The sequence below is a fragment of the Paraburkholderia sp. RL18-101-BIB-B genome, assembly GCF_046026985.1.
Lineage (GTDB): Bacteria > Pseudomonadota > Gammaproteobacteria > Burkholderiales > Burkholderiaceae > Paraburkholderia.
On sequence record NZ_JARESV010000025.1, the window covers coordinates 1 to 19,678 of the forward strand.

At 63.2% G+C, this 19,678-nt stretch carries 17 protein-coding genes; 6 read left to right on the forward strand and 11 right to left on the reverse strand.

Translation table 11 applies throughout. From position 1 onward, the window contains the following. Nucleotides 1-85 precede the first annotated feature (85 nt). The 9 genes from bcaP to P0D73_RS28580 form a co-directional block, all read right to left on the reverse strand. On the reverse strand, nt 86-1,477 hold the full coding sequence (bcaP, locus tag P0D73_RS28540) for a branched-chain amino acid transporter BcaP (RefSeq protein WP_408289784.1): 1,392 nt from the start codon (nt 1,475-1,477) through the stop codon (nt 86-88). A gap of 294 nt (nt 1,478-1,771) precedes the next feature. Next, the gene (rqpR, locus tag P0D73_RS28545) at nt 1,772-2,428 is read right to left on the reverse strand and encodes a response regulator transcription factor RqpR (RefSeq protein ID WP_132376365.1); all 657 of its coding nucleotides are present in this window, start codon (nt 2,426-2,428) and stop codon (nt 1,772-1,774) included. A gap of 10 nt (nt 2,429-2,438) precedes the next feature. Further along, nucleotides 2,439-3,308, reverse strand: coding sequence for a sensor histidine kinase (locus P0D73_RS28550; RefSeq protein WP_408433775.1), 870 nt, complete (start codon nt 3,306-3,308; stop codon nt 2,439-2,441). Between the two features lie 431 nt (nt 3,309-3,739). Continuing rightward, entirely contained in the window at nt 3,740-4,510 is a 771-nt protein-coding gene (locus tag P0D73_RS28555; RefSeq protein WP_408180394.1) for a ferredoxin--NADP reductase, read from the reverse strand. Nucleotides 4,511-5,169: 659 nt separating this feature from the next. Next, nucleotides 5,170-6,129 carry an ABC transporter permease gene (locus P0D73_RS28560; RefSeq protein WP_132376362.1) on the reverse strand — a complete coding sequence of 320 codons (960 nt, stop codon included), beginning with the start codon at nt 6,127-6,129 and terminating at the stop codon, nt 5,170-5,172. A 46-nt stretch (nt 6,130-6,175) separates the two neighbouring features. Further along, on the reverse strand, nt 6,176-7,147 hold the full coding sequence (locus P0D73_RS28565) for an ABC transporter permease (RefSeq protein ID WP_408433909.1): 972 nt from the start codon (nt 7,145-7,147) through the stop codon (nt 6,176-6,178). A gap of 55 nt (nt 7,148-7,202) precedes the next feature. After that, nucleotides 7,203-8,777, reverse strand: coding sequence for a sugar ABC transporter ATP-binding protein (locus tag P0D73_RS28570; RefSeq protein ID WP_408433912.1), 1,575 nt, complete (start codon nt 8,775-8,777; stop codon nt 7,203-7,205). A gap of 436 nt (nt 8,778-9,213) precedes the next feature. Continuing rightward, nucleotides 9,214-10,233 (reverse strand): ABC transporter substrate-binding protein, encoded by a 1,020-nt coding sequence (locus P0D73_RS28575; RefSeq protein ID WP_132376360.1) that lies wholly within the window; start codon nt 10,231-10,233, stop codon nt 9,214-9,216. A 113-nt stretch (nt 10,234-10,346) separates the two neighbouring features. Then, the gene (locus P0D73_RS28580) at nt 10,347-11,399 is read right to left on the reverse strand and encodes a LacI family DNA-binding transcriptional regulator (RefSeq protein WP_132377006.1); all 1,053 of its coding nucleotides are present in this window, start codon (nt 11,397-11,399) and stop codon (nt 10,347-10,349) included. A gap of 337 nt (nt 11,400-11,736) precedes the next feature. Between P0D73_RS28580 and P0D73_RS28585 the strand changes: the two genes are divergently transcribed. After that, a complete protein-coding gene (locus tag P0D73_RS28585) occupies nt 11,737-12,717 on the forward strand; it encodes an aldose 1-epimerase (protein ID WP_408433778.1) in 981 nt (326 codons plus the stop codon). 28 nt (nt 12,718-12,745) lie between these two features. Here P0D73_RS28585 and P0D73_RS28590 read toward each other — a convergent pair whose 3' ends face one another. Together P0D73_RS28590 and P0D73_RS28595 are read right to left on the reverse strand one after the other, a co-directional pair. Further along, nucleotides 12,746-13,543, reverse strand: coding sequence for an endonuclease/exonuclease/phosphatase family protein (locus P0D73_RS28590; RefSeq protein ID WP_132376358.1), 798 nt, complete (start codon nt 13,541-13,543; stop codon nt 12,746-12,748). Between the two features lie 88 nt (nt 13,544-13,631). Continuing rightward, nucleotides 13,632-14,147 carry a hypothetical protein gene (locus P0D73_RS28595; protein ID WP_408433782.1) on the reverse strand — a complete coding sequence of 172 codons (516 nt, stop codon included), beginning with the start codon at nt 14,145-14,147 and terminating at the stop codon, nt 13,632-13,634. Nucleotides 14,148-14,415: 268 nt separating this feature from the next. On the opposite strand from P0D73_RS28595, the gene P0D73_RS28600 reads away from it, so the two are divergent. The 5 genes from P0D73_RS28600 to P0D73_RS28620 all read left to right on the forward strand — a co-directional run bounded on the left by P0D73_RS28600 (nt 14,416) and on the right by P0D73_RS28620 (nt 19,623). After that, entirely contained in the window at nt 14,416-15,393 is a 978-nt protein-coding gene (locus P0D73_RS28600; protein ID WP_408433785.1) for an AAA family ATPase, read from the forward strand. 260 nt (nt 15,394-15,653) lie between these two features. After that, nucleotides 15,654-16,076 carry a DUF4148 domain-containing protein gene (locus P0D73_RS28605; RefSeq protein WP_132376355.1) on the forward strand — a complete coding sequence of 141 codons (423 nt, stop codon included), beginning with the start codon at nt 15,654-15,656 and terminating at the stop codon, nt 16,074-16,076. Between the two features lie 328 nt (nt 16,077-16,404). Continuing rightward, entirely contained in the window at nt 16,405-17,511 is a 1,107-nt protein-coding gene (locus P0D73_RS28610) for an NAD(P)/FAD-dependent oxidoreductase (protein ID WP_408433788.1), read from the forward strand. A 252-nt stretch (nt 17,512-17,763) separates the two neighbouring features. Further along, nucleotides 17,764-18,075: a high-potential iron-sulfur protein gene (locus tag P0D73_RS28615; protein ID WP_132376353.1), complete on the forward strand. Its 312-nt coding sequence runs from the start codon at nt 17,764-17,766 to the stop codon at nt 18,073-18,075. A 255-nt stretch (nt 18,076-18,330) separates the two neighbouring features. Continuing rightward, on the forward strand, nt 18,331-19,623 hold the full coding sequence (locus P0D73_RS28620; protein ID WP_408433791.1) for an MFS transporter: 1,293 nt from the start codon (nt 18,331-18,333) through the stop codon (nt 19,621-19,623). The last annotated feature ends 55 nt before the right edge of the window (nt 19,624-19,678 follow it).

Here is a 19,678-nt window from a genome sequence, read left to right on the forward strand (position 1 = left end):
GCTAATGGACCACTATGAATTCAAGGAAAGGCCAACACCCCAAAGACCATGGGCAAAAAAAACAGCCAATAAGCAGGCAAAAAAATCACTTGCTCAACTTGGAATGCCGCCGAGAATAGCCGAAATAGATAACCATCCCAATGAGCAACCAAACCACAAACGCCACCCAGGTAATCCCCTGAAGGTTAACCATTAAAAACAGACAGGAAGCGACCGCCAAAACCGGCACAACTGGTACCCCAGGACACCGAAACGCCCTCGGCAAATCCGGATGCGTTTTCCGCAAAACCAGCACCGCAATCGACACCATCGAAAACGCGGCCAACGTACCGATATTGATCAACTCAGCCAACACATTCAACGGCACGAGCGCCCCGATCAACCCAAAGAAAATCCCAACGAGCCAGGTCGTAAAAAACGGCGTAGCAAACCGCGGATGCACCTTCGAAAGCCGAGCAGGCAACAACCCATCCCGCGACATCGCAAAAATCACCCGCGTCTGCCCATAAGCCATCACCAGAATCACCGTCAGCATGCCCAGCACGGCGCCGAGGTCGATAAAACCCGCCACCCACTTTTGCCCCGCCACCTGCAACGCATAGGACACCGGGTGCGAAATATTCGCGAACTGCGCCGACGGCACGATGCCGGTGACCACGGCAGCCACTGCCACGTACAACACCGCGCAAACGCCCAGCGACGCAATGATCCCGATCGGCAGATCGCGCTTCGGATCCTTCACCTCTTCCGCCGCGGACGACACCGAATCGAAGCCGATGAACGCGAAGAACATCACCGCCGCCGCACCGAACACGCCGTTCCAGCCGTTCGGCATGAACGGATGCCAGTTGGCCGGCGTCACGTGAAACACGCCCACGCCGATCACCAGCAACACCACGACGACCTTGATCGCGACCATGATGTTGTTGATCCGCGCCGACTCGCGCACGCCGACCGACAACAGCGCGGTGATCGCCATCATCACGAGGAAGGCGGGCAGGTTAAAGAGCGTGTCATGGCCTGGCAACGCGCCCGGCGCGGCCGTCAGCGCGACCGGCAAGGACACGCCGAAGCCCGACAGCAAGGATTGCAGATAACCCGACCAGCCAACCGACACCGCCGAGGTGGCCAGCCCATACTCGAGCATCAAGTCCCAGCCGATAATCCACGCGGCCAGTTCGCCAAGCGTCGCATACGAGTAGGTGTAGATCGACCCGGCCACCGGAATCGTCGAGGCGAATTCGGCGTAGGCGAGCGCAGCGAAGCCGCAGGCGACAGCGGCGATCAGGAACGAGATCATCAGCGCCGGGCCGGCCTGCACGGCACCCGTGCCGGTCAGCACGAAAATGCCGGTGCCGATAATGGCGCCTACACCCAGGAAGGTCAGATCGAGCGCACCGAGCGCTTTCTTCAAGCCGGCGTTCTGAGCACTCGCGGCGATCATGTGCTCGACGCTCTTTTTGCGAAACAGGGACATTGGCGGGGTCTCCAGTAGTGCACGCGTGTTGCGCGCCGAATGTCGGGAAACCCGCGATTTTAGCGGATGCATGACCTTGCACCATTTTGGGACGTGCTTTTCAGGGCCGATGCGCCGGGCTGAAAATCCCCGGCAGAGACGATTCCAGCGGCACCTTTGTCCGCCGGACAGGCAATGGCCGCAAGGCTTTAGCTTGATGCGTGGCCAACCGGACGGGAATCGCTCTCTTGCAAATGAGTCGCGGCAAGGCCGAGCTATGCAGCGACACAGAGTCGCGCTGGCGTCGAAGGGACGTCAGCCCGCCATCGCCGGATTCAGATCGATGAGCCGGTTGCTCATCACATAGAACGTCAGCTCGGCGTTATTGCGCAGCTTCATTTTCTCGAGCAGCCGAGTGCGGTAGACGCTGACCGTCTTCACCGACAGCGAGAGCGCCACGGCGATATCCGTCAGCCGCTTGCCCGACGCGAGCATGCATAACGTCTGATACTCGCGGTCGGAAAGCTTTTCGTGCGGCAACTGTTCGCCGTCGAAGGAAACGTAGTCGGCGAGCGCTTCGGCCATCGCCGGACTCACGTATTTGCGGCCCGCCGCGACCTGCTTGATCGCGCCGATCATCTGCGCGGCGTCGACGGTTTTCGACAGGTAGCCGGCGGCGCCGGCCTTCAATGCGCGCACGGCGTACTGGTCTTCGCGGTACATCGAGAACATCAGCACGGCCACGCGCGGCGCCTTGCGCTTCAGGCGTTTGAGCACTTCCACGCCGTTCATGTCGGGCAGCGAAATGTCCAGCAGCACCACGTCGTAGCTGTGGCGGGCGGCGGCGTCGAGCGCCTCGGCGCCGCTTTGCGCTTCGGTGACTTCGCGCGCCACGCCGCGGTCGAGCAGCAATTGGCGGACGCCCTGGCGAACCACCGCGTGGTCGTCGGCGAGCAGAATGCGCAGACTCATGATGGCGTACTCACGATTGCAGCGCGTGCCGAGCAGCGCGCGGCGCGTGCGCCAGCATCGCGTCCCAGGCAAAGCGCGCGCGCACGAGGGTTCCGCGCGACGCGTTGCCGCTCTCGCCGCGCTCCTGACCGGCGCGCCGTGCGCTCACGCGCAGCGTGCCGTCGAACGCCGCGCAGCGCGCCTGCATGCCGCTCAGGCCGAAATGGCCAAGGCGGCTGCGGGCGTTGCGCGTGACGCCGACACCGTCGTCGCTGATGATCAGCGTGAGGTGACGGCGGCTGGTTTCGATGCGCACGTCCGCCGATTCGGCGCGCGCGTGCTTGGCAATATTGTTCAGCGCTTCCTGCGCGACGCGGAATACGGCCAGCGCGGCGTCGGCGGGCAGGCGCGTCAGACGCACGTCGGCGGCGCACACGAAGCTTGTGCGCAGTTGCGTGCGCGCGGCGAAGTCGCCGGTCCAGTGGGCCAGCGCGCCGACAATGCCGGCCTCGAGCGACGGCGCATGCAGTTCCGCGACAGCCTGACGGCTGGCTTCGCAGACGGCGTCGAGCGACCGGTTCGCCACGGCGAGCGCGGCGGCGCACTGCGGCGGCGCGTCGGCGGGCAGCCAGGTTTCGACGCCGGCGAGCGCGAAACGCGTCGCCGTCAGTTCGGCACCCACGCCATCGTGCAGCTCACGCGCCACATGGCGGCACGCGGCTTCCTGCGCCTGAACCAGCTCGGCCGAGAGTTCGCGCACCCGGGCGCGCAGCCGCGCGAGTTCCCGTTCGGCCGACGAAGCGAGCGCAACGGGCTCGGCCGAGACGGATGCGTCGAATCCGTCACGTGCCGGTGACGATGGAAGCGGGGCGGTGAACGGGACGACAGTCGACGTATCCATGACTTTCCCTCTCAGGAAGCGCTGTGGACAGCGAAGCGGATGCGCATCGGCGGCGCGAAGACGAAAGAACGCATGTGGGTCTCTGGCCTCCAGGTGCAGGCCGTCGCGCTTAGGACGCAACGGCCGAATCGCTACGGTGTGAAGTAACGAAATTTACATTCAGTAACATGGCGGGTGTGCCACGACAGGCGTGTCAATTCGACTGACGATGCGCCGCGATGATATCTCATAAAAAGAAAAAATGCAGTTCCACCAAGGGTTAGCGCCTACATTTCACGCAATGGTTGATGATTTGCAACGCCCGCTTTGTAGGAAGAATACCGACGCACAATGTCAGTCCGGGGACGCCAAATTGTAACTGCGAAAAAAAAGGAGCCCGAAGGCTCCTTTTGCTGATTTCGCGGCGCGGGCCGCGAATTTCGGACCGTGACTTAGCCGACGAAGGCCTTTTCGACCACGTAGTGGCCAGGCGCGTTGTTGCTGCCTTCCTGGAAGCCCGCTTCGTCGAGCAGCTTGCGCGTGTCGCGCAGCATGTGCGGGCTGCCGCAGAGCATGACGCGGTCGTTTTCGAGCGAGAAACCTGGCACGCCGAGGTCGGCGAACAGCTTTTCGGTTTCGATCAGCTCGGTGATACGACCGCGGTTCTGGAACGCTTCGCGCGTGACCGTCGGGTAGTACAGCAGCTTTTCCTGAACCAGCTCGCCCAGATGTTCGTGCGCCGGCAGGTGATCCGTGATGTATTCCTTGTACGCCAGTTCGTCGACGAAACGGCAGGTGTGCGTGAGCACGACGCGCTCGTAGCGGTCGTAGATGTCCGGATCTTTGATGATCGACATGAACGGCGCGAGCCCCGTGCCGGTGGACAACAGCCACAGGGTCTTGCCCGGCAGCAGGTTGTCGGCCATCAGCGTGCCGACCGGCTTTTTGCCGATCAGGACTTCGTCGCCGACCTTCAGATGCTGCAAACGCGACGTGAGCGGGCCGTCCTGCACCTTGATGCTCAGGAATTCGAGATGCTCTTCGTAGTTCGCACTCGCGAGGCTGTAGGCGCGGATCAGCGGCTTGCCATCGACTTCGAGGCCCACCATCGTGAATTGGCCGTTTTCGAAACGGAACGACGGATCGCGCGTGCAGGTGAAGCTGAAAAGCGTATCGGTCCAGTGATGGACGCTCAGGACGGTTTGTGAATTCAGGTTGCTCATGGCTTCTTGGATAGTGCGAAAACAAAGGCGGCCAGTCGTTTTGAGCCGGCCGGCACGGCAAGGGCGATGCTGCGCTAACCCATACGGGAATCACGCGCAATCCGCTATTTTACCGCGCCCGCTGCCTGAGGGCTGCGACGCGGCGGTTGAGCGTGGTGAAGCGGGTTACCGGACCTGGAAGCGTCGGCGCCGGCTGTCTTTGCGATCGGCGCCGCGGAGTACGTTGGCGTGGTGCGGCTACGCGCTTCAGCAGGGGTGCGGCGATGGGCGAATGCCGCGCAGGGCGGCTGCCATCGGTTATCCGGGATGCGCCGGGTAGGCGCGCCGCGCGGGCAACATTTTCAGGATGATACCGAAACCCGCCATGCGCTGCAGCATTGACCCTGTTGATAAAACTGGCAAAAGCGTAGTGGACGGTGAGGAAGCGGAACGCGGCGAGCTGCGCGGCGTGCGCGCGACGGCGTTTCTATCGGGCCCGTTCTGACCGTGATAGGTTGGTACACAAAGGCGTGCGGGTGATTGATAAAGACGCCGGAATCCCAGTTGTATTAAGGATTCTGGCGTTTTCCGCTTTGATTACCTCGATGCTCATGAACGTGAGCACAAAACCCCCGCGAGCTCTCGCCGCATCGATCGACCGTTCAGCGTGAATCAGTCAATCACGCCGCAGCCACGACCCGCTTTTTCCCGCGCTGCTTCAGCACGCGAGCCTGCAACACGATCACCAGCAGCAGGAACACACCTCGAATCACCGACTGCCAATACGCCGACAAGCTGATAAACCCCAGCCCGTTCTCGAAGTTCAGCAGATTGAACACCAGCCCGAGCAGCAAGACGCCGGCGATCGTCATCGCGATCGAGCCTTCGCCGCCCGTGAGCAGCGTGCCGCCGAGCACCACCGCCGAGATCGCGAACAGCTCCCAGCCGACGCCTTCGTTCGGTTGTCCCGCGCCGAACTGCGCGGCGAGGATCACGCCCGCCATGCCGGCGAGCAGGCCGCTCACCGCATAGGCCATCACGAGCGTGCGGTCGACGTTCAGGCCCATCAGCCGCGCGGCTTCCTCGCTGCCGCCGATCGCCAGCGAATGCCGGCCGAAGCGCGTACTGCGCAGCGCGAGCCAGCCGGCTAACGCCGCCACGACAGCGACGAGGCCCGGAATCGGCAGTCCGAACAGATCGCCTTGACCGAAGTTGCCGAAGTTCGAATCGGCGGCAATCGACACCGCATCGTTCTTGCCGAGCAGCAGCGCGACGCCGTGCGCGCCGAGGCTCGTCGCGAGCGTGACGATGAACGGCAGGATTTTCAGGCGCGTGATGATCAATCCGTTCAGCACGCCGACCGCGAGTCCCGCGGCGCATCCTGCCAGCACGGCGACCCAGCCGCCATAGACGCTGGTGAGCGCGGCGACGACACTCGCCAGCGCGGCCACTGTGCCCACCGACAGGTCGATGCCGCCCGTGATGATCACGAACGCCATGCCGACCGAGATGAGCGCGAACATCGAGTTGTAGCGCCAGAACGACGTGATGTTGTACGCCGAGCCGAAATGCTCGTAGCGCACGAGGCCGAATACGACTAGCGCGGCTAGTGCGAGCAAGATAGGGAGATTCTTTTTCATCGCTTCGAGTCCGGAATTTTCTCTGAGGCGCGTGATTTAGCGAGACTTAGCGCGAGCGCCGCTGCACATAAACCGCCGCGACGATGATGCCGGCCTTCACCACCAGCGCCGCCGCGTCGGGAATGCCGTGCGCGAGCAGCGTGTAGCGCAGCAACTGGATGATCAGCGCGCCGATCAGCGTGCCGCCGATATACGCCTTGCCACCGGTGAGCGCCGTGCCGCCGACGGCGACTGCCGCGATCGCATCGAGCTCGACGCCGAGCCCGACCACGTTCGCATCCGAGGACGAATTCACGGAGATCGAGATCAGCCCCGCCAGCCCCGCGAGCGCAGCGCACAGCGTGTAGGCGATCAGCTTCACCGTGGCCGTCGGCACGCCACACAGATAGGCGGCCTTTTCGTTGCCGCCGGTGATCAGCAGATACTGGCCGAACAGTGTCTTGCGCACGACCCACACGAATACGGCGACCAGCGCCAGCATCAGCAGCACCTGGAAGGGCACGCCTGCAACCTTGCCCAGCGCGATCCACTGGAACGCGGGCGTGTTGAACGCCTGCAGGCTGCCGTCGGTGACCACTTGCGCGATGCCGCGTCCGGCGATGAACAGCACCAGCGTCGCGACAATCGGCTGCACGGATAACCTCGTCACCAGCAAGCCGTTGAAGACGCCACACAGCGCGGCGGCGAGCACCGGCAGCACGAACGCGAGCGCAATGCCGCCGGGTCCAGCAATGTTCAGGAACAGCATCGGCGCGAGCGCACCGGAGATCGCCATCGACGCGCCCACCGACAGATCGATGCCGCCGGTCGCCACCACCAGCGTCATGCCAATGCCGACGATCACGATCGTCACCACCTGCGTCATATTGACGTTGAAGGTTTGCAGCGACCAGAAGTGCGGCGTGAAGATCAGATTGAAGAGCACCATCGCGAGCAGGACGATGACTTCCCGCTGCATCGCGAGATGGCGCCATTTACGCACCGTCGTTGCCGGGGCGGCGGCCGGCGCGGCCGTCATCTGCTGGGCGGTTTCGCCGAGCCGCGGCTCGGTATGCAACGATTCCGTGTGCAACTTAAGCGCCATGACGGTCGCCCTCCAACGCGTCTTCGATGTGTGCGGCGTTTGCCGTTTGCGCGGCTTCGGCCAGTTGCGAATGGCCGTCGCTGCCGTAGGCGATGGCGCCCATGATCGCGCTCTCGCTCATGTCGGCGCCGTTCAGTTCGGCGACCGTGCGGCCGTCGCGGATCACCACCGCGCGATCGGCCACGGCGGTCAGCTCCTCCAGTTCGGAGGCGGACAGCAGCACGGCGAGGCCCGCGTCGCGCAACTCGCGCACGATCTTCGCCACATCCGCTTTGGCGCCGACGTCGATGCCGCGCGTCGGTTCGTCGAGCAGCAAGAGCGAAGGCTCGGCTGCGAGCCAGCGCGCCAGCAGAACCTTCTGCTGATTGCCGCCCGACAGTTCGCGGATCGGCTGATCAGCGGAACGCAGCTTGATGCCGAGCGACGCAATGAAACGATCGACGATCGCCTGCTGCTTCTTCACGTCGACCACGCCGTTCTTTGCCAGCGTGCGCAGACAGACGAGCGTGAGGTTGTCACGCACCGAGAGTTCGGGGACGATGCCCTCGGCCTTGCGGTCTTCGGTGAGGTACGCGAGGCCGCGCGCAATTGCGTCCTGTGGCGACTTCAGCGCCACCGTTTCGCCGCCGATCGAGAGCGAGCCTTGCTCCAGCGGATCGGCGCCGAACATCAGCCGCATGGTTTCCGTGCGGCCCGAGCCGAGCAGGCCCGCGAGACCGACTGCTTCGCCCGCATGCACTTCGAGCGAGACGTCGCTCACCTTTGGATGCGCGCTCAGTTGTGTCGCCGCAATCATCTGCTTGCCGCGCCGCGCGAGGTTCGCTTCGCGCGCGTCGGCGTCGTCCTGCACGACGGCGGCGAGCGTGCGGCCGAGCATCGTCGTGACGAGCTGCAGTTTGTCCATGTCTGCCATCGTGCTTTGCGCGACGGTCTGGCCGTCGCGCATCACGGTGACGCGGTCGCACAGCGCATAGAGCTCGTCGAGCCGATGCGACACGAAGATCACCGCGCGGCCGTCGTCGCGCAGCTTGCGCACCACGGTGAAAAGCAACTCCACCTCGCGTTCGTCGAGCGATGAAGTGGACTCGTCCATGATGACCATCTTCGCATCCGACGACACCGCGCGCGCAAGCGCCACCATCTGCTGGATGGCGGTCGAATACCGGCCGACCGGTTTCTTCACATCGATCTGCAAACCGAATGATTCGAGCAGTGCGGCGGCGCGTTGCTGCACCGCGCGCCAGTCGATCAAGCCGAACCGGCGCGGCTCGCGGCCGAGGAAAATGTTCTCCGCCACCGAGCGGAACGGGACCAGATTGATCTCCTGATAGATCGTGCTGATGCCGGCTTCGCGCGCCTGCTTGGGCGTGCGGAAATCGACCTCGCGGCCTTCGAAGCGCACGCTTCCCGAGCCGCGCCGATACGCGCCGGTCAGGATCTTGATCATGGTCGATTTGCCCGCGCCGTTCTGGCCGATCAGCGCATGCACTTCGCCGGCGGCGACGCTCAGATTGGCGGCGCGCAACGCGGGTACGCCGCCGAAGCTGATGCCAATGTCCTGCATCTCGAGCAGCGGCGAACGGGTAAGGGGAGAGTGTGGCGTCTCTTCGCCGGATTCCGTCACGGGTGTCCTCCTGATGCGTGTGCTGCCTGATTTGCCGCGTGCGCGCCATGCATTGCACGTGCGAGCCGGTGCGGCCTTTCGTTCGGGCTCAGATGCGGGCGGTGTCGCCGGACCATGTTACGCCGCATAAAAGCGAAGCGACGGCTCGTGCTGCCACGAACGCGTCGCTCCGAACCCTTCCCGCCGCCCGCCCCCCGAGGAGACAGATTCGGGGCGGGGACGTCCTGCAAAGCAATCCCCGGACCCCCGATGTTTCAAACAGAACTTACTTCGGGCGGGGCGACTTCCTTCTTCGGGGCGCCGCCGGAGCGCGTGGACGCTCTGCTACAGCGCAGCGCTCAAACTTCAAGACCGCGCATACAGCGGCGCTTAGCCATCAATAGCCGTACTGCATGTTCTGCTGCACGTTGCTCTTGTCGTAGAACTTGTCGGACACCTTGACCCACGTCGGGATCTTTTCGCCCTTCGCGTAACGCTGTGCGACGTCGCAGGCGAGCGGGCCGAAGAACGGGCTCGACTGCACGCTCGCGCCGAGTTCGCCGGCCGCGATCGCGTCCATGCCGCCCTTGGTGCCGTCGATCGTGACGATCTGGATGTCCTTGCCCGGCTGCTTGCCGGCAGCCTTGATCGCGGCGATCGCGCCGAGCGCCATTTCGTCGTTGTGCGCGTAGACGGCGGTCACGTCCGGATGCGCCTGCAGCAGCGTTTCCATGACCTGGCGGCCCTTGTCGCGCGCGAAGTCGCCGCTCTGCGACGCGATGATCGTCATGCCCGGATTCTTCGCGATGATCTCGTCGAAGCCCTTCTTGCGATCGTTCGCGGCGGACGCGCCGGTGGTGCCTTCGAGTTCGATGATCTTCGCCTTGCCACCCGTCGCCTTGACAAGCCAGTCAGCGGCGCGATGGCCCTGATCGATGAAGTCCGAGCCGATGAAGGTGATGTAGTCGCGGCCCGCCTTGGCGACCGATTGATCGACGTCGCGGTCGACCAGGATGACCGGAATGCCAGCCTTTTTGGCTTGCAGCACGACCGGTGCAAGCGGCTTTTCTTCGCGCGGCGGGAACACCAGCAGATCGACGTGCTGCGCGATCATGTTCTGGATGTCCGATACCTGCTTGGAGTTCGAGCTGTTGGCGTCGGTCATGACCAACTGCCAGCCGCACTTCGCGGCGATGTCCTTGAAGCTCTTGGTTTCCGCCAGACGCCACGGATTGTTGCTTTCGGTCTGCGCGAAGCCGACCTTCAGCGGAGTCTTGCTGGATAACTTCGGCAGCGCGTCGTCGGCGTGCGCGGCGGCGACACCGAAACCGATTGCCAGAGCCAGCAGCGAACCCGCCAGCGGACGAATCTGCTGCTTGCGCACGTGACTGCGCGACTGCGTGTTGAGCGACGCCATGTCTTCCTCCAGTACCTGGTGAGGTAGGTGTATTTGCTTTTAATTTCTCCTGCCGGCCGGCGTTGATCCGCCCCACCGGACGTGCCGATTATTCCATCCTGAATTATTATCGGTCAATCACTAATAATATTAATTATTGGCTTTTTTGCCTCGGTAATTACCCTGACCGAACCGCGTTCGACGAGCGGACCGTCGAGCTTGACCATGCGATGCCGAACCGGCGCGCCGGCGGCACGGTTGTGTTCTTCCTGCAGCAAGGTCTCGACAGCCCAGCGCCCCAGTTCGTAGTTCGGCAGCACGACCGTCGAAAGTGGCGGATGCGTGTGGCGGGCAATTTCCTGGTCGTCGTAGCCGAGCACCGAGACGTCTTCGGGCACGCGCAGGCCGAGTTGCTTCAGCGCTTCGATCGCGCCGATGGCGGTGAGGTCGTTCGCGCAGAAAATCGCGGTCGGCGGATTGGGTTCGCGCATCAGCGAGAGCGTCAGTTCGAAGCCGAGACCCGAGCTCCAGTCGCCGTCGCGCACCATTTCCGGCGCGTAGGGCAGATCGGCGGTCGCGAGCGCGGTGCGGTAGCCTTTGAGGCGGTCCTTCGAGGCATCCTGCCAGGGCTCGCCGTTGATATAGCCGATCCGCCGATGTCCGGCTTGCAGCAGATAGTCGGTCGCCAGATGGCCGCCGGCCACTTCGGCGGGCACCACCGAAGAAAACCCGCCTTCGCCCGTATAGCAGTTCAGCAGCACGGTCGGCACCTGTGACAGCGCCGTCGGCGGCGTCACCTTGCGCGTATAGACGGTCGCGTAAATCACGCCGAACACATGCGGATTCGACAGCGTGGTGTCCAGCACCTGCTTCTCGATGTCGGCGTTGCCGTGCGTCGAATAGACCGCCAGCATCTTGCCGCTTGCGTAGGCCGCATCGCGTGCGCCGTCGATGTTTACGACCGGATGCGGACTGGTGGAAATTTCGTCGGCGAGATAGACGATCAGATTGCGTTCATCGGCCGAGGCCGACACCGGCTCGCGCAGCGACAGCCGGTAGCCGAGGTCGTGCGCGGCCTTCAGCACCTTGTTGCGGGTAGTCTCCGAGAACTTCGCGCCGGTCGCGTTGTTCAGCACCAGCGAGACAGTCGATTGCGACACGCCAGTGAGCTTGGCGATGTCGGTCATGGTCGGACGGCGTTGAGTCGATTTTTTCATTGTGCGGGCCGCTGCAGCGGCGCTAAAGCTGGGGCATGCCGTGGGCATCTCGGTGCTTGACGGTACCACTAATAATATGCGCGCGGCAACGCGCGCTAACCCGTCATTTGGGAGAGCTTCATCACCGTTTGCACGACCTCAGGCCAGCAATTTATTACTAATAATATTGACGACTGCGCTTTGGCGTGCGATTCTCGGTCGCGCGGATTCTGACAGTCCGCCGGCCGCGCGTTTTGCGCGGCACGTCATAGGAGACACCGATGCGCGTTCATGCCGCCATCCGCCTGAGGCCCCGACTTTTCTGACCATGCGCGACGTTTCCTTGAATTCGATCCGCCCGCTCGCGACCGGGCTCATGTGGCTCGATGATCCCGCGGTCGTGGCCACGGTCGTCACGCTCTCGGCCGGCGCGCTGCGTGCCGTGATTGCGCCCGAAGTGGGCGGCGCGCTGGCGGCGTTCTACGAGACGACGCCCAACGGCCCGCTGCATTGGCTGCGGCCGGCCGTGCCGGCGGCCTTCGCTGAACGCGATCCGCTGCGCATGGCGAGCTTTCCGCTCTTTCCCTACTGCAACCGGATTCGCGACGCGCGTTTCGACTTCGACGGCCGCACGATCGATCTCGCCGGCAACGACACGCGTTTCGGCCATGCGCTGCATGGGAATGCGTGGCGGCATCCCTGGCAAGTCGGGGCACGCACGGAAAGCTCGGTCGAACTGCACTTCGAACATGAACCGGATTCGCGCGTACCCGGCGACTGGCCGTTTCGCTATTGCGCGCGGCAGCGTATCGAGTTGAGCGGCGGCGCATTGCACATTACGCTGTCGGCGCAAAACCTGGCCGGGCAGCCGATGCCGTTCGGCATGGGGCATCACCCGTACTATCCGCGCACTGCGCAGACTCGCGTGTACGCCGACGTGGCAGCCATGTGGCACGCCGACGCCGAGGTATTGCCGACGCATCTCGGCCCGCATCCCGCTGTGACCGCGTTGCGCGAAGGCATGTCGCCGGACGCCTTCGATCTCGACAACAACTTTGCGAACTGGTCGCGCGAGGCGACCATTGCGTGGCCCGACGAACACCGTCGACTGACGATGACCGCCGGCGCGCCGTTCGATCACATGGTGATATTCGCGCCGGCCAATGATGCGCAACTGTGCGTGGAACCGGTGACGAACACCACCGATTGTTTCAACGCGGTCGGCATGCGTGAGCACGTGGGCGGCTGCGTGTTGCAGCCGGGCGAGGAGATCGCCGCGACGCTGAAATGGACGCCGCACAAGGGCTAATATGCGGCGCCTGTGGTTTGGTCTGTGTCTATTCGACCCGCAAGCGAGCCATATACGGCAAGTGATCCGAGAGCCACGCGGTTTCTTGCGTCGGCTGGATCCATTCGATCGGCTTCATGCCGCGCACGAACATCTTGTCGAGCGCGAGTGCGGGTGAGAAAGCCGGAAAGGTGCGGCCGGACTCGCCGAGCAGCGTGGCCACTTCCTGCAAACCATGCTCGCCGAACAGCGGCACGGAATCGTTGCGCCAGTCGTTGAAGTCGCCGGCCAGCACCAGCGGACCTTCAGGCGCTTCCTTCGCGATCCAGTGCGCGATCCAGTTCATCTGACGCAAGCGGGCCGAGCGCGTGAGCGCAAGATGCGCGCACAGCAGCGTGACCGAGTGACCACCGAAGGTCGCTCGCGCCACCAGCAAACCGCGCTTTTCGAAGCGATGCGCGGAGATGTCCCAGCGTCCGCCGAGATCGAGCGGATGCGGCGACAGGATCGCATTGCCATGCCGCCACGACGGTTTGAAAACATTCGGTCCGAGCGCGATTTCGAGTTCGAGCGCGCGCGCGATTTCGGTGGCCTGACAATGCCAGACGTCGCTCAACGGATCGGAGAGGGGCGCGCCGAAACTGCTCGCCAGCACCGGCGACGGCATGCGCCGCGCCATCGCTTCCTGTAAAAAATAGGCGTCCGCGTGGGTCGATTGCACCCAGCGTTGCATGGCTTGCCAGGCCTGAAAGCCGAGCGGTGTACGGCCTTTATGCAGGTTCCAGCTCACCGCAATGAAATCCTTGGGCGCTACGCTCTCGCGGATCAATTCTTCGGGGTTTCGCATGCCGCGTTGTCCACGTGTTCTGGTTGGGGGCGTCGGTTAGTCGCGTGCTGTTTGCGCATTCTCTTGCGTGTTCTTTGCATCGGTTCGATCAGTTTGCCGTGTTTGCGCTGTCCGCGAGACTCGCACGCACGCGGTAGACCAGGTTTGGGTCCTTGTCGACAATGGTCCAACTGGCCCATTGCCCCGTCGCCACCTTCAGACCCGGATGGCTCGCGCTCACCTGGCGCGGTTGCGGCGGCAATTTGCAGCCGGTGTCGGTTTGCCGCGCGGCGTTTTCCTCGAACGTTTCCTGCGCTTCGATCGACAGTGTGACGCCGCTTGCATCCGCCTGCAGCGGCGAGACGGTCAGCGTGCGCGCCAGATCGATACTGCCGGCGGGCTGATCCTTGCAGCCGACGTTATGTTGCACGATCTTGTGATGCGTGTCCGTGCGCGCCTGGCCGACGGTAGTGGTGCCGTCGAACGCGTCGATTTGCTGGCCATCGCGCATGACTTGCAACTGCCATTGCACGACCTGCTGCGCGGGCCGTTGTTGTGCGCTTTGTTGTGCATTCGCAAGCAACGAGGTGCCGAGCAATACGGCCGCGATACTGGTTTTCCACATAGAAGAAGTCTCCGGTCACGAGATCCGGCAGCGTAGCCAGAGGGCCATCTTACCCCTGATGGGCGGAACGCCTTTCTGACACTTCAAACGGGGCCGGGTTCAGCAACAATCCATTTCAGATAAGGCTGGGAATCCCCAAAAACAACCCGCTGTTAGCAGCAGAGCGGCACGACTGCTGGCTTGCACGCGAATATGGCCTCGTTACACTGGACCTGAAACGGTGCCCACCAGGCGCCGCAGCAGCAAGACCAGCCAGACGGGGTGAGCGATGACAACAGCAATGGTCAAACAGGAAATCGCCGTGGCGTCTTTCAGCAGGGTGTACGACCTCGATCAGGTCGAGACCGCGCTGAACGATCTCGGTGAAGGCGCGAACGAGGCACTGCGCGCGACATACGAAAAGATGCTGAAAACCGGCAATATGCGCTTTTGCGTGAAGCCGAACCGCATGCCGTCGATCGACGATCTGATCGACGCGCTGCCCAACTTTTCCGCGCCGCTCGACGACATCCGCAAGCAGGTCGCGTTGTGTCTCGAAACAGAAGACCGGCTCGAACTGATGCCGATCCTCCTGCTCGGCGACCCCGGCATCGGCAAAACTCACTTCGCCAAGCAGTTGGCGCGCCTGCTCGGCACCGCGTATCAATACGTGGCGATGAGTTCGTTGACGGCGGGCTGGATTCTCTCGGGCGCCTCGTCGCAGTGGAAGAACGCAAAACCGGGCAAGGTGTTCGATGCGCTCGTGAACGGCAGCTACGCGAACCCGGTGATCGCCGTCGACGAAATCGACAAGGCCACGGGCGATTCGCAATACGATCCGCTCGGCGCGCTGTATGCGCTGCTCGAGCACGACACGGCGCAGACCTTCATCGACGAGTTCGCCGAGATTCCGATCAATGCCGGCCACGTGATCTGGATCGCGACCGCAAACGACGAACGCTCGATTCCCGAGCCGATCCTGAACCGGATGAACGTGTACGAGATCCCGCCGCCGGACCACGACGGCGCGCGCCGTATCGCACAGGCGATCTACGACGAGATCCGCTGCGCGCACAACTGGGGACTGCGCTTTCCCGAAGTGCTCGGCGACGCCGCACTCGATGCGCTGATGCGGGCATCGCCGCGCGAAATGCGCCGCGCGATTCTCAACGGCTTCGGCGCGGCGCGGATCGACGGACGGGATCATGTTGAAGCCGGCGACATTCGCCTCGACCACGGAAACCGGCGAAAACCCATTGGTTTTTGAGCATTTTTGCCACTTTTTCGTAGAAAAGCCGCCGCTGAGCGGCTTTTTTATGGCCGAAGCCGGGAATCCGTGCCCGAAACGCGGTGAATGCCGCGGCAATTGTTGCTATTAATGAGATGCTAAGTTGTAGTCAATCGATCTAGCTTTTCGATAGTCAGGGAATAAACTGAGCCCCCAACGAGATGACATCCGCGCGACACGCCAGACGTCACTCCGCAACGCACAGAACCCCAATTCAACGACTATTGGAAACCACCATCATGCGAACGGCTTCCCTCGCTTTGCTTTTTTCCTCCACTATCGCCGCACCGGCCTTCGCGAGCGGCTACGGACCGGCTGCGTCGTACCGTCCCGAAGTCGCCACGTACACGCAACCGAGCGGCGTGACCCGCGCGCAAGTGCACGCGGACGTCGCGCAAGCTCGCGCAGCCGGCGAGTTGAACCAGAATCCGTACGCGCCGATTTCAGCCGATAGCGTGAGCGCGACGCCCGACAACGGTCCGAAGACCCGTGCCCAGGTGAAGGCTGAGTTGGCCGAAGCTCGCGCCAACGGTCAATTGAGCCTGAATCCGAACGCGCCGGCTTATCAGCAGGAACTCGCGGTCGGCGGCTACACCGTGCCGCGCGCGCAAAAGACCCATGTGGCGGAAGCTGCGCATCGAGGCGTCAGCACGCAGGACTAAGCCCCGGCCGTCCCGCAAACACCGCGGCCCGACCGGGCCGCGTGCCACATTCACCGGCCACGCGAAGAAGCGAGCGCGGCGACCCTCGACGGCGTACACTAATTAGTCCGGCCGCTACGTTTGAGACCCGCTCAAGACCGCATGCCCGCAGTCATTGCCGACTGCGGGCATTTGTGTCTGTACGGCGTCGTACAATTTTACGTAGCGGTTGCGAATGGACAGGAGCGTTCGGCAGCGAGCGGTGGACGGCACGCGACAGCCGCACCCTGTCTTCATCTTGATCGGGTGAACGAGGTAGCGCGCGGCGAAGTTGGCCGCGTCAAGGGACATGGACCAAATCGAATGTGTAGTGATCGGCGCCGGCGTGATCGGTCTCGCGGTGGCGCGCGCACTGGCGGCTCGAGGCCGCGACGTCATCGTGCTGGAGGCGGCCGAAGCAATCGGCGTGGGCACCAGCTCGCGCAACAGCGAGGTGATTCACGCGGGCATCTACTATCCGCGTGGCTCGCTCAAAGCCGGGCTTTGCGTGCGCGGCCGCGAGATGCTCTACGACTACTGTGTCGAGCGTAACGTGCCGCATTCACGCTGCGGCAAATTGCTGGTGGCCACTTCGCGCAACCAGATTCCTCAGCTCGAAAGCATCATGGCCAAAGGCCGCGACAACGGTGTGCTCGACCTGATGCGGATCACCGGCGACCAGGCGCAAGCACTCGAACCCGCGCTCGAATGTATCGAAGCGGTGTTCTCGCCGCAGACGGGCATCGTCGATAGTCATCAGTTCATGCTGGCGCTGCAGGGCGACGCCGAACGCGACGGCGCGGTGTGCGCGTTTCACTCGCCGGTCCAGGCGATCGAAGCGAGCAATGGCCGCTTCATCATCAAGGTGGGCGGCGATGCGCCGACCACGATCAGCGCAGCGTGCGTGATCAACAGCGCCGGTTTGCAGGCGAACGCACTGGCGCGCAAGATCCGCGGACTCGACGCGCGGCATGTGCCGCCGCTCTATCTCGCGCGCGGCAACTACTTCAGCATCTCGGGGCGCGCGCCATTCAGCCGCCTGATTTATCCGATGCCGAACGAGGCGGGCCTCGGCGTACATCTGACCATCGACCTCGGCGGCCAGGCGCGTTTCGGTCCCGATGTCGAATGGGTCGATGCGATCAATTACGACGTCGATCCGCGTCGCGCGGAATCGTTTTACGCGGCGATTCGCGCCTATTGGCCGGCGCTTCCGGACGATGCATTGCAGCCCGCGTATGCGGGGATTCGTCCGAAGCTTTCCGGTCCCGGTGAACCCGCTGCCGACTTCGTGATTCAAGGTCCGGCCGCGCATGGTGTGCGTGGACTCGTCAATCTGTTCGGTATCGAGTCGCCGGGATTGACGGCGTCGCTTGCGATCGCGCAGCGAGTGTGCGAGTTGAGCGGACGCGCGTGATTCACGCGGTTCGCGCCAACGGTTTCACTGCGAGCGCCTCGACTCGCGCGCGGTTTGCGCATCGCGTGTTTCCCCGCAAAGTGTCACCTCGCATGCGATCGATTCGCATTCCGCGCGACATTCAGCCGCGCGGTCGTACCAATTCGGTTATCTCTATCATTTGGACCGTCACGCGCGACAGCTTCATTGCTATCCTTGAGAACCGCTGTCACTAGAACGGCGATCAGTTCAATAGAAATGGAGTGAGTCCCCATGAAACCTTCCCGTCGTACGTTTTTGATCACCAGCATTGGTGTGGCGTCCACCTTTGCGTTGTCGCGCCAGGCATTCGCCGACGCACCGAAAGTCGCCGAATCCGATCCGACCGCGCAAGCACTCGGCTACAAGGAAGACGCCACGAAAGTCGACAAGGCGAAATTCGCCAAGTACGCACCGGGCCAGGACTGCGGCAACTGCAGCTTCTACCAGGCCAAGCCGACCGACCCCTACGGCGGCTGTCCGATGTTCGCCGGCAAGCAGGTGGCGAGCAAGGGTTGGTGCAGCGCATATAACAAGAAGGCCTGATTAGCCATCAGCCGCACACGCACTCAGTGTTGCGCGAAATGCGCCGCAACATGGCGGTGCGCATTCGAGGCCCAGTCATTCAGGCGTCTGCCACCCCGCGCGGCAGACGCCTTTTTGCTGCTTGAAAACCGCTTGTGCGCTCTTTACACTCCAAGGCGACCTCAACGGCTCGCGCTCTTTTTTCTCGCTCGCGCTAATACGGCATTGCACTAAAACGACGCACCACAGGATACTTTTGGCAGGCTGGAGATTCGAATGAAACCAGCGTCAAGGAGCCTTCATACGCGAGCCGTCGTCGCGGCTGTGATCGGCAATGCACTCGAGTGGTACGACTTCACCGTGTTCGGTTTTCTGACGGTGGTGATCGCGCAGTTGTTCTTCCCGGCCGGCAACGACTATGCGTCGCTGCTCCTCGCCACCGCGACGTTCGGCGTCGCTTTCGTCATGCGGCCGATCGGCGGCATCGTACTCGGACTCTATGCGGATCGCGCGGGACGCAAAGCGGCGTTGTCGCTCGTCATCGCGCTGATGACGCTCGGCATTCTGCTGCTGGCGATCGCACCGCCGTACTCGGCGATCGGCATCGGCGCGCCGTTGATGATCGTAGTCGGACGCTCGCTGCAAGGCTTTTCCGCCGGCGGGGAGTTCGGCAGTTCGACGGCGTTGCTGATCGAAGCGGCGCCGTTTTCGAAGCGCGGCTTCTACGGCAGTTGGCAGATGGCGAGCCAGGCGGCGGCGCTGCTGCTCGGCGCACTGGTGGGCGCATTGATCACGCGCGGACTGTCGCCCGAGGCGCTGCAATCCTGGGGCTGGCGCGTGCCCTTCATTCTGGGTTTGATCATCGGGCCGATCGGCTTTTATATCCGCCGGCATCTCGCGGATTCCGAAGCGTTTCTACTCGCGCAAAAAACCGCGCGGCGCGCGACGCTCGGCGAAGTTTTCAGAACTCATACCCGTGACGTGCTCTGCGGCCTCGGCTCGGTAATCGCGCTCACGGTGACGATCTACGTGCTGATCAGCTATCTGCCGACCTTCGCGGTCAATCAGCTCAAGCTGCCTTACGCGCAATCCTTTTACGCGGTGATCGTCGGCAATCTGCTGTTGACGGTGCTGTCGCCATTGACCGGCGCATGGTCGGACAGGATCGGGCGCAAGGGGCTGTCGCTGTGGTCGCTGGTGATTACGCTCGTGATCATCTATCCGCTGTTCGCGTGGCTCGCGGCGGAGCCGAGCGTGTCGAAACTGATTCTCGTCCAGGCGCTGCTGTCGATCACGCTCTCCGGTTATTACGGACCGTTCGGCGCGCTGATCGCAGAGTTGTTTCCCGCGAACGTGCGCTCGACCGGCTTATCGCTCGCCTACAACATCGCGGTGATGGTGTTCGGCGGCTTCGGGCCATTCGTCGTGACATGGCTCATCAACACCACCGGCTCGCCGCTCGCGCCGATTTACTACGTGATGGGCGGACTGGCGCTGTCGATCGTCGCGGTGGCCTGCATTCCGGGTAAGCGCCACGCGGATCTCGACGCGCATCGCAAGCCGGCCTGAACGGCGGCCGAGTTTCAGTCAGGCTTTGCTGCCGGCAGCGGACCATTGCCGCTAC

Bases quoted from the DNA above. Each gene is read 5' to 3' on its own strand.
- P0D73_RS28595 (WP_408433782.1), bottom strand. From the start codon at position 14,147: ATGTGGAAAACCAGTATCGCGGCCGTATTGCTCGGCACCTCGTTGCTT.
- P0D73_RS28610 (WP_408433788.1), top strand. From the start codon at position 16,405: ATGGACCAAATCGAATGTGTAGTGATCGGCGCCGGCGTGATCGGTCTC.
- bcaP (WP_408289784.1), bottom strand. From the start codon at position 1,477: ATGTCCCTGTTTCGCAAAAAGAGCGTCGAGCACATGATCGCCGCGAGT.
- P0D73_RS28575 (WP_132376360.1), bottom strand. From the start codon at position 10,233: ATGGCGTCGCTCAACACGCAGTCGCGCAGTCACGTGCGCAAGCAGCAG.
- P0D73_RS28555 (WP_408180394.1), bottom strand. From the start codon at position 4,510: ATGAGCAACCTGAATTCACAAACCGTCCTGAGCGTCCATCACTGGACC.
- P0D73_RS28620 (WP_408433791.1), top strand. From the start codon at position 18,331: ATGAAACCAGCGTCAAGGAGCCTTCATACGCGAGCCGTCGTCGCGGCT.
- P0D73_RS28615 (WP_132376353.1), top strand. From the start codon at position 17,764: ATGAAACCTTCCCGTCGTACGTTTTTGATCACCAGCATTGGTGTGGCG.
- P0D73_RS28585 (WP_408433778.1), top strand. From the start codon at position 11,737: ATGCGCGACGTTTCCTTGAATTCGATCCGCCCGCTCGCGACCGGGCTC.
- P0D73_RS28605 (WP_132376355.1), top strand. From the start codon at position 15,654: ATGCGAACGGCTTCCCTCGCTTTGCTTTTTTCCTCCACTATCGCCGCA.
- P0D73_RS28550 (WP_408433775.1), bottom strand. From the start codon at position 3,308: ATGGATACGTCGACTGTCGTCCCGTTCACCGCCCCGCTTCCATCGTCA.
- P0D73_RS28565 (WP_408433909.1), bottom strand. From the start codon at position 7,147: ATGACGGCCGCGCCGGCCGCCGCCCCGGCAACGACGGTGCGTAAATGG.
- P0D73_RS28600 (WP_408433785.1), top strand. From the start codon at position 14,416: ATGACAACAGCAATGGTCAAACAGGAAATCGCCGTGGCGTCTTTCAGC.
- P0D73_RS28560 (WP_132376362.1), bottom strand. From the start codon at position 6,129: ATGAAAAAGAATCTCCCTATCTTGCTCGCACTAGCCGCGCTAGTCGTA.
- P0D73_RS28590 (WP_132376358.1), bottom strand. From the start codon at position 13,543: ATGCGAAACCCCGAAGAATTGATCCGCGAGAGCGTAGCGCCCAAGGAT.
- P0D73_RS28580 (WP_132377006.1), bottom strand. From the start codon at position 11,399: ATGACCGACATCGCCAAGCTCACTGGCGTGTCGCAATCGACTGTCTCG.
- rqpR (WP_132376365.1), bottom strand. From the start codon at position 2,428: ATGAGTCTGCGCATTCTGCTCGCCGACGACCACGCGGTGGTTCGCCAG.
- P0D73_RS28570 (WP_408433912.1), bottom strand. From the start codon at position 8,777: ATGCAGGACATTGGCATCAGCTTCGGCGGCGTACCCGCGTTGCGCGCC.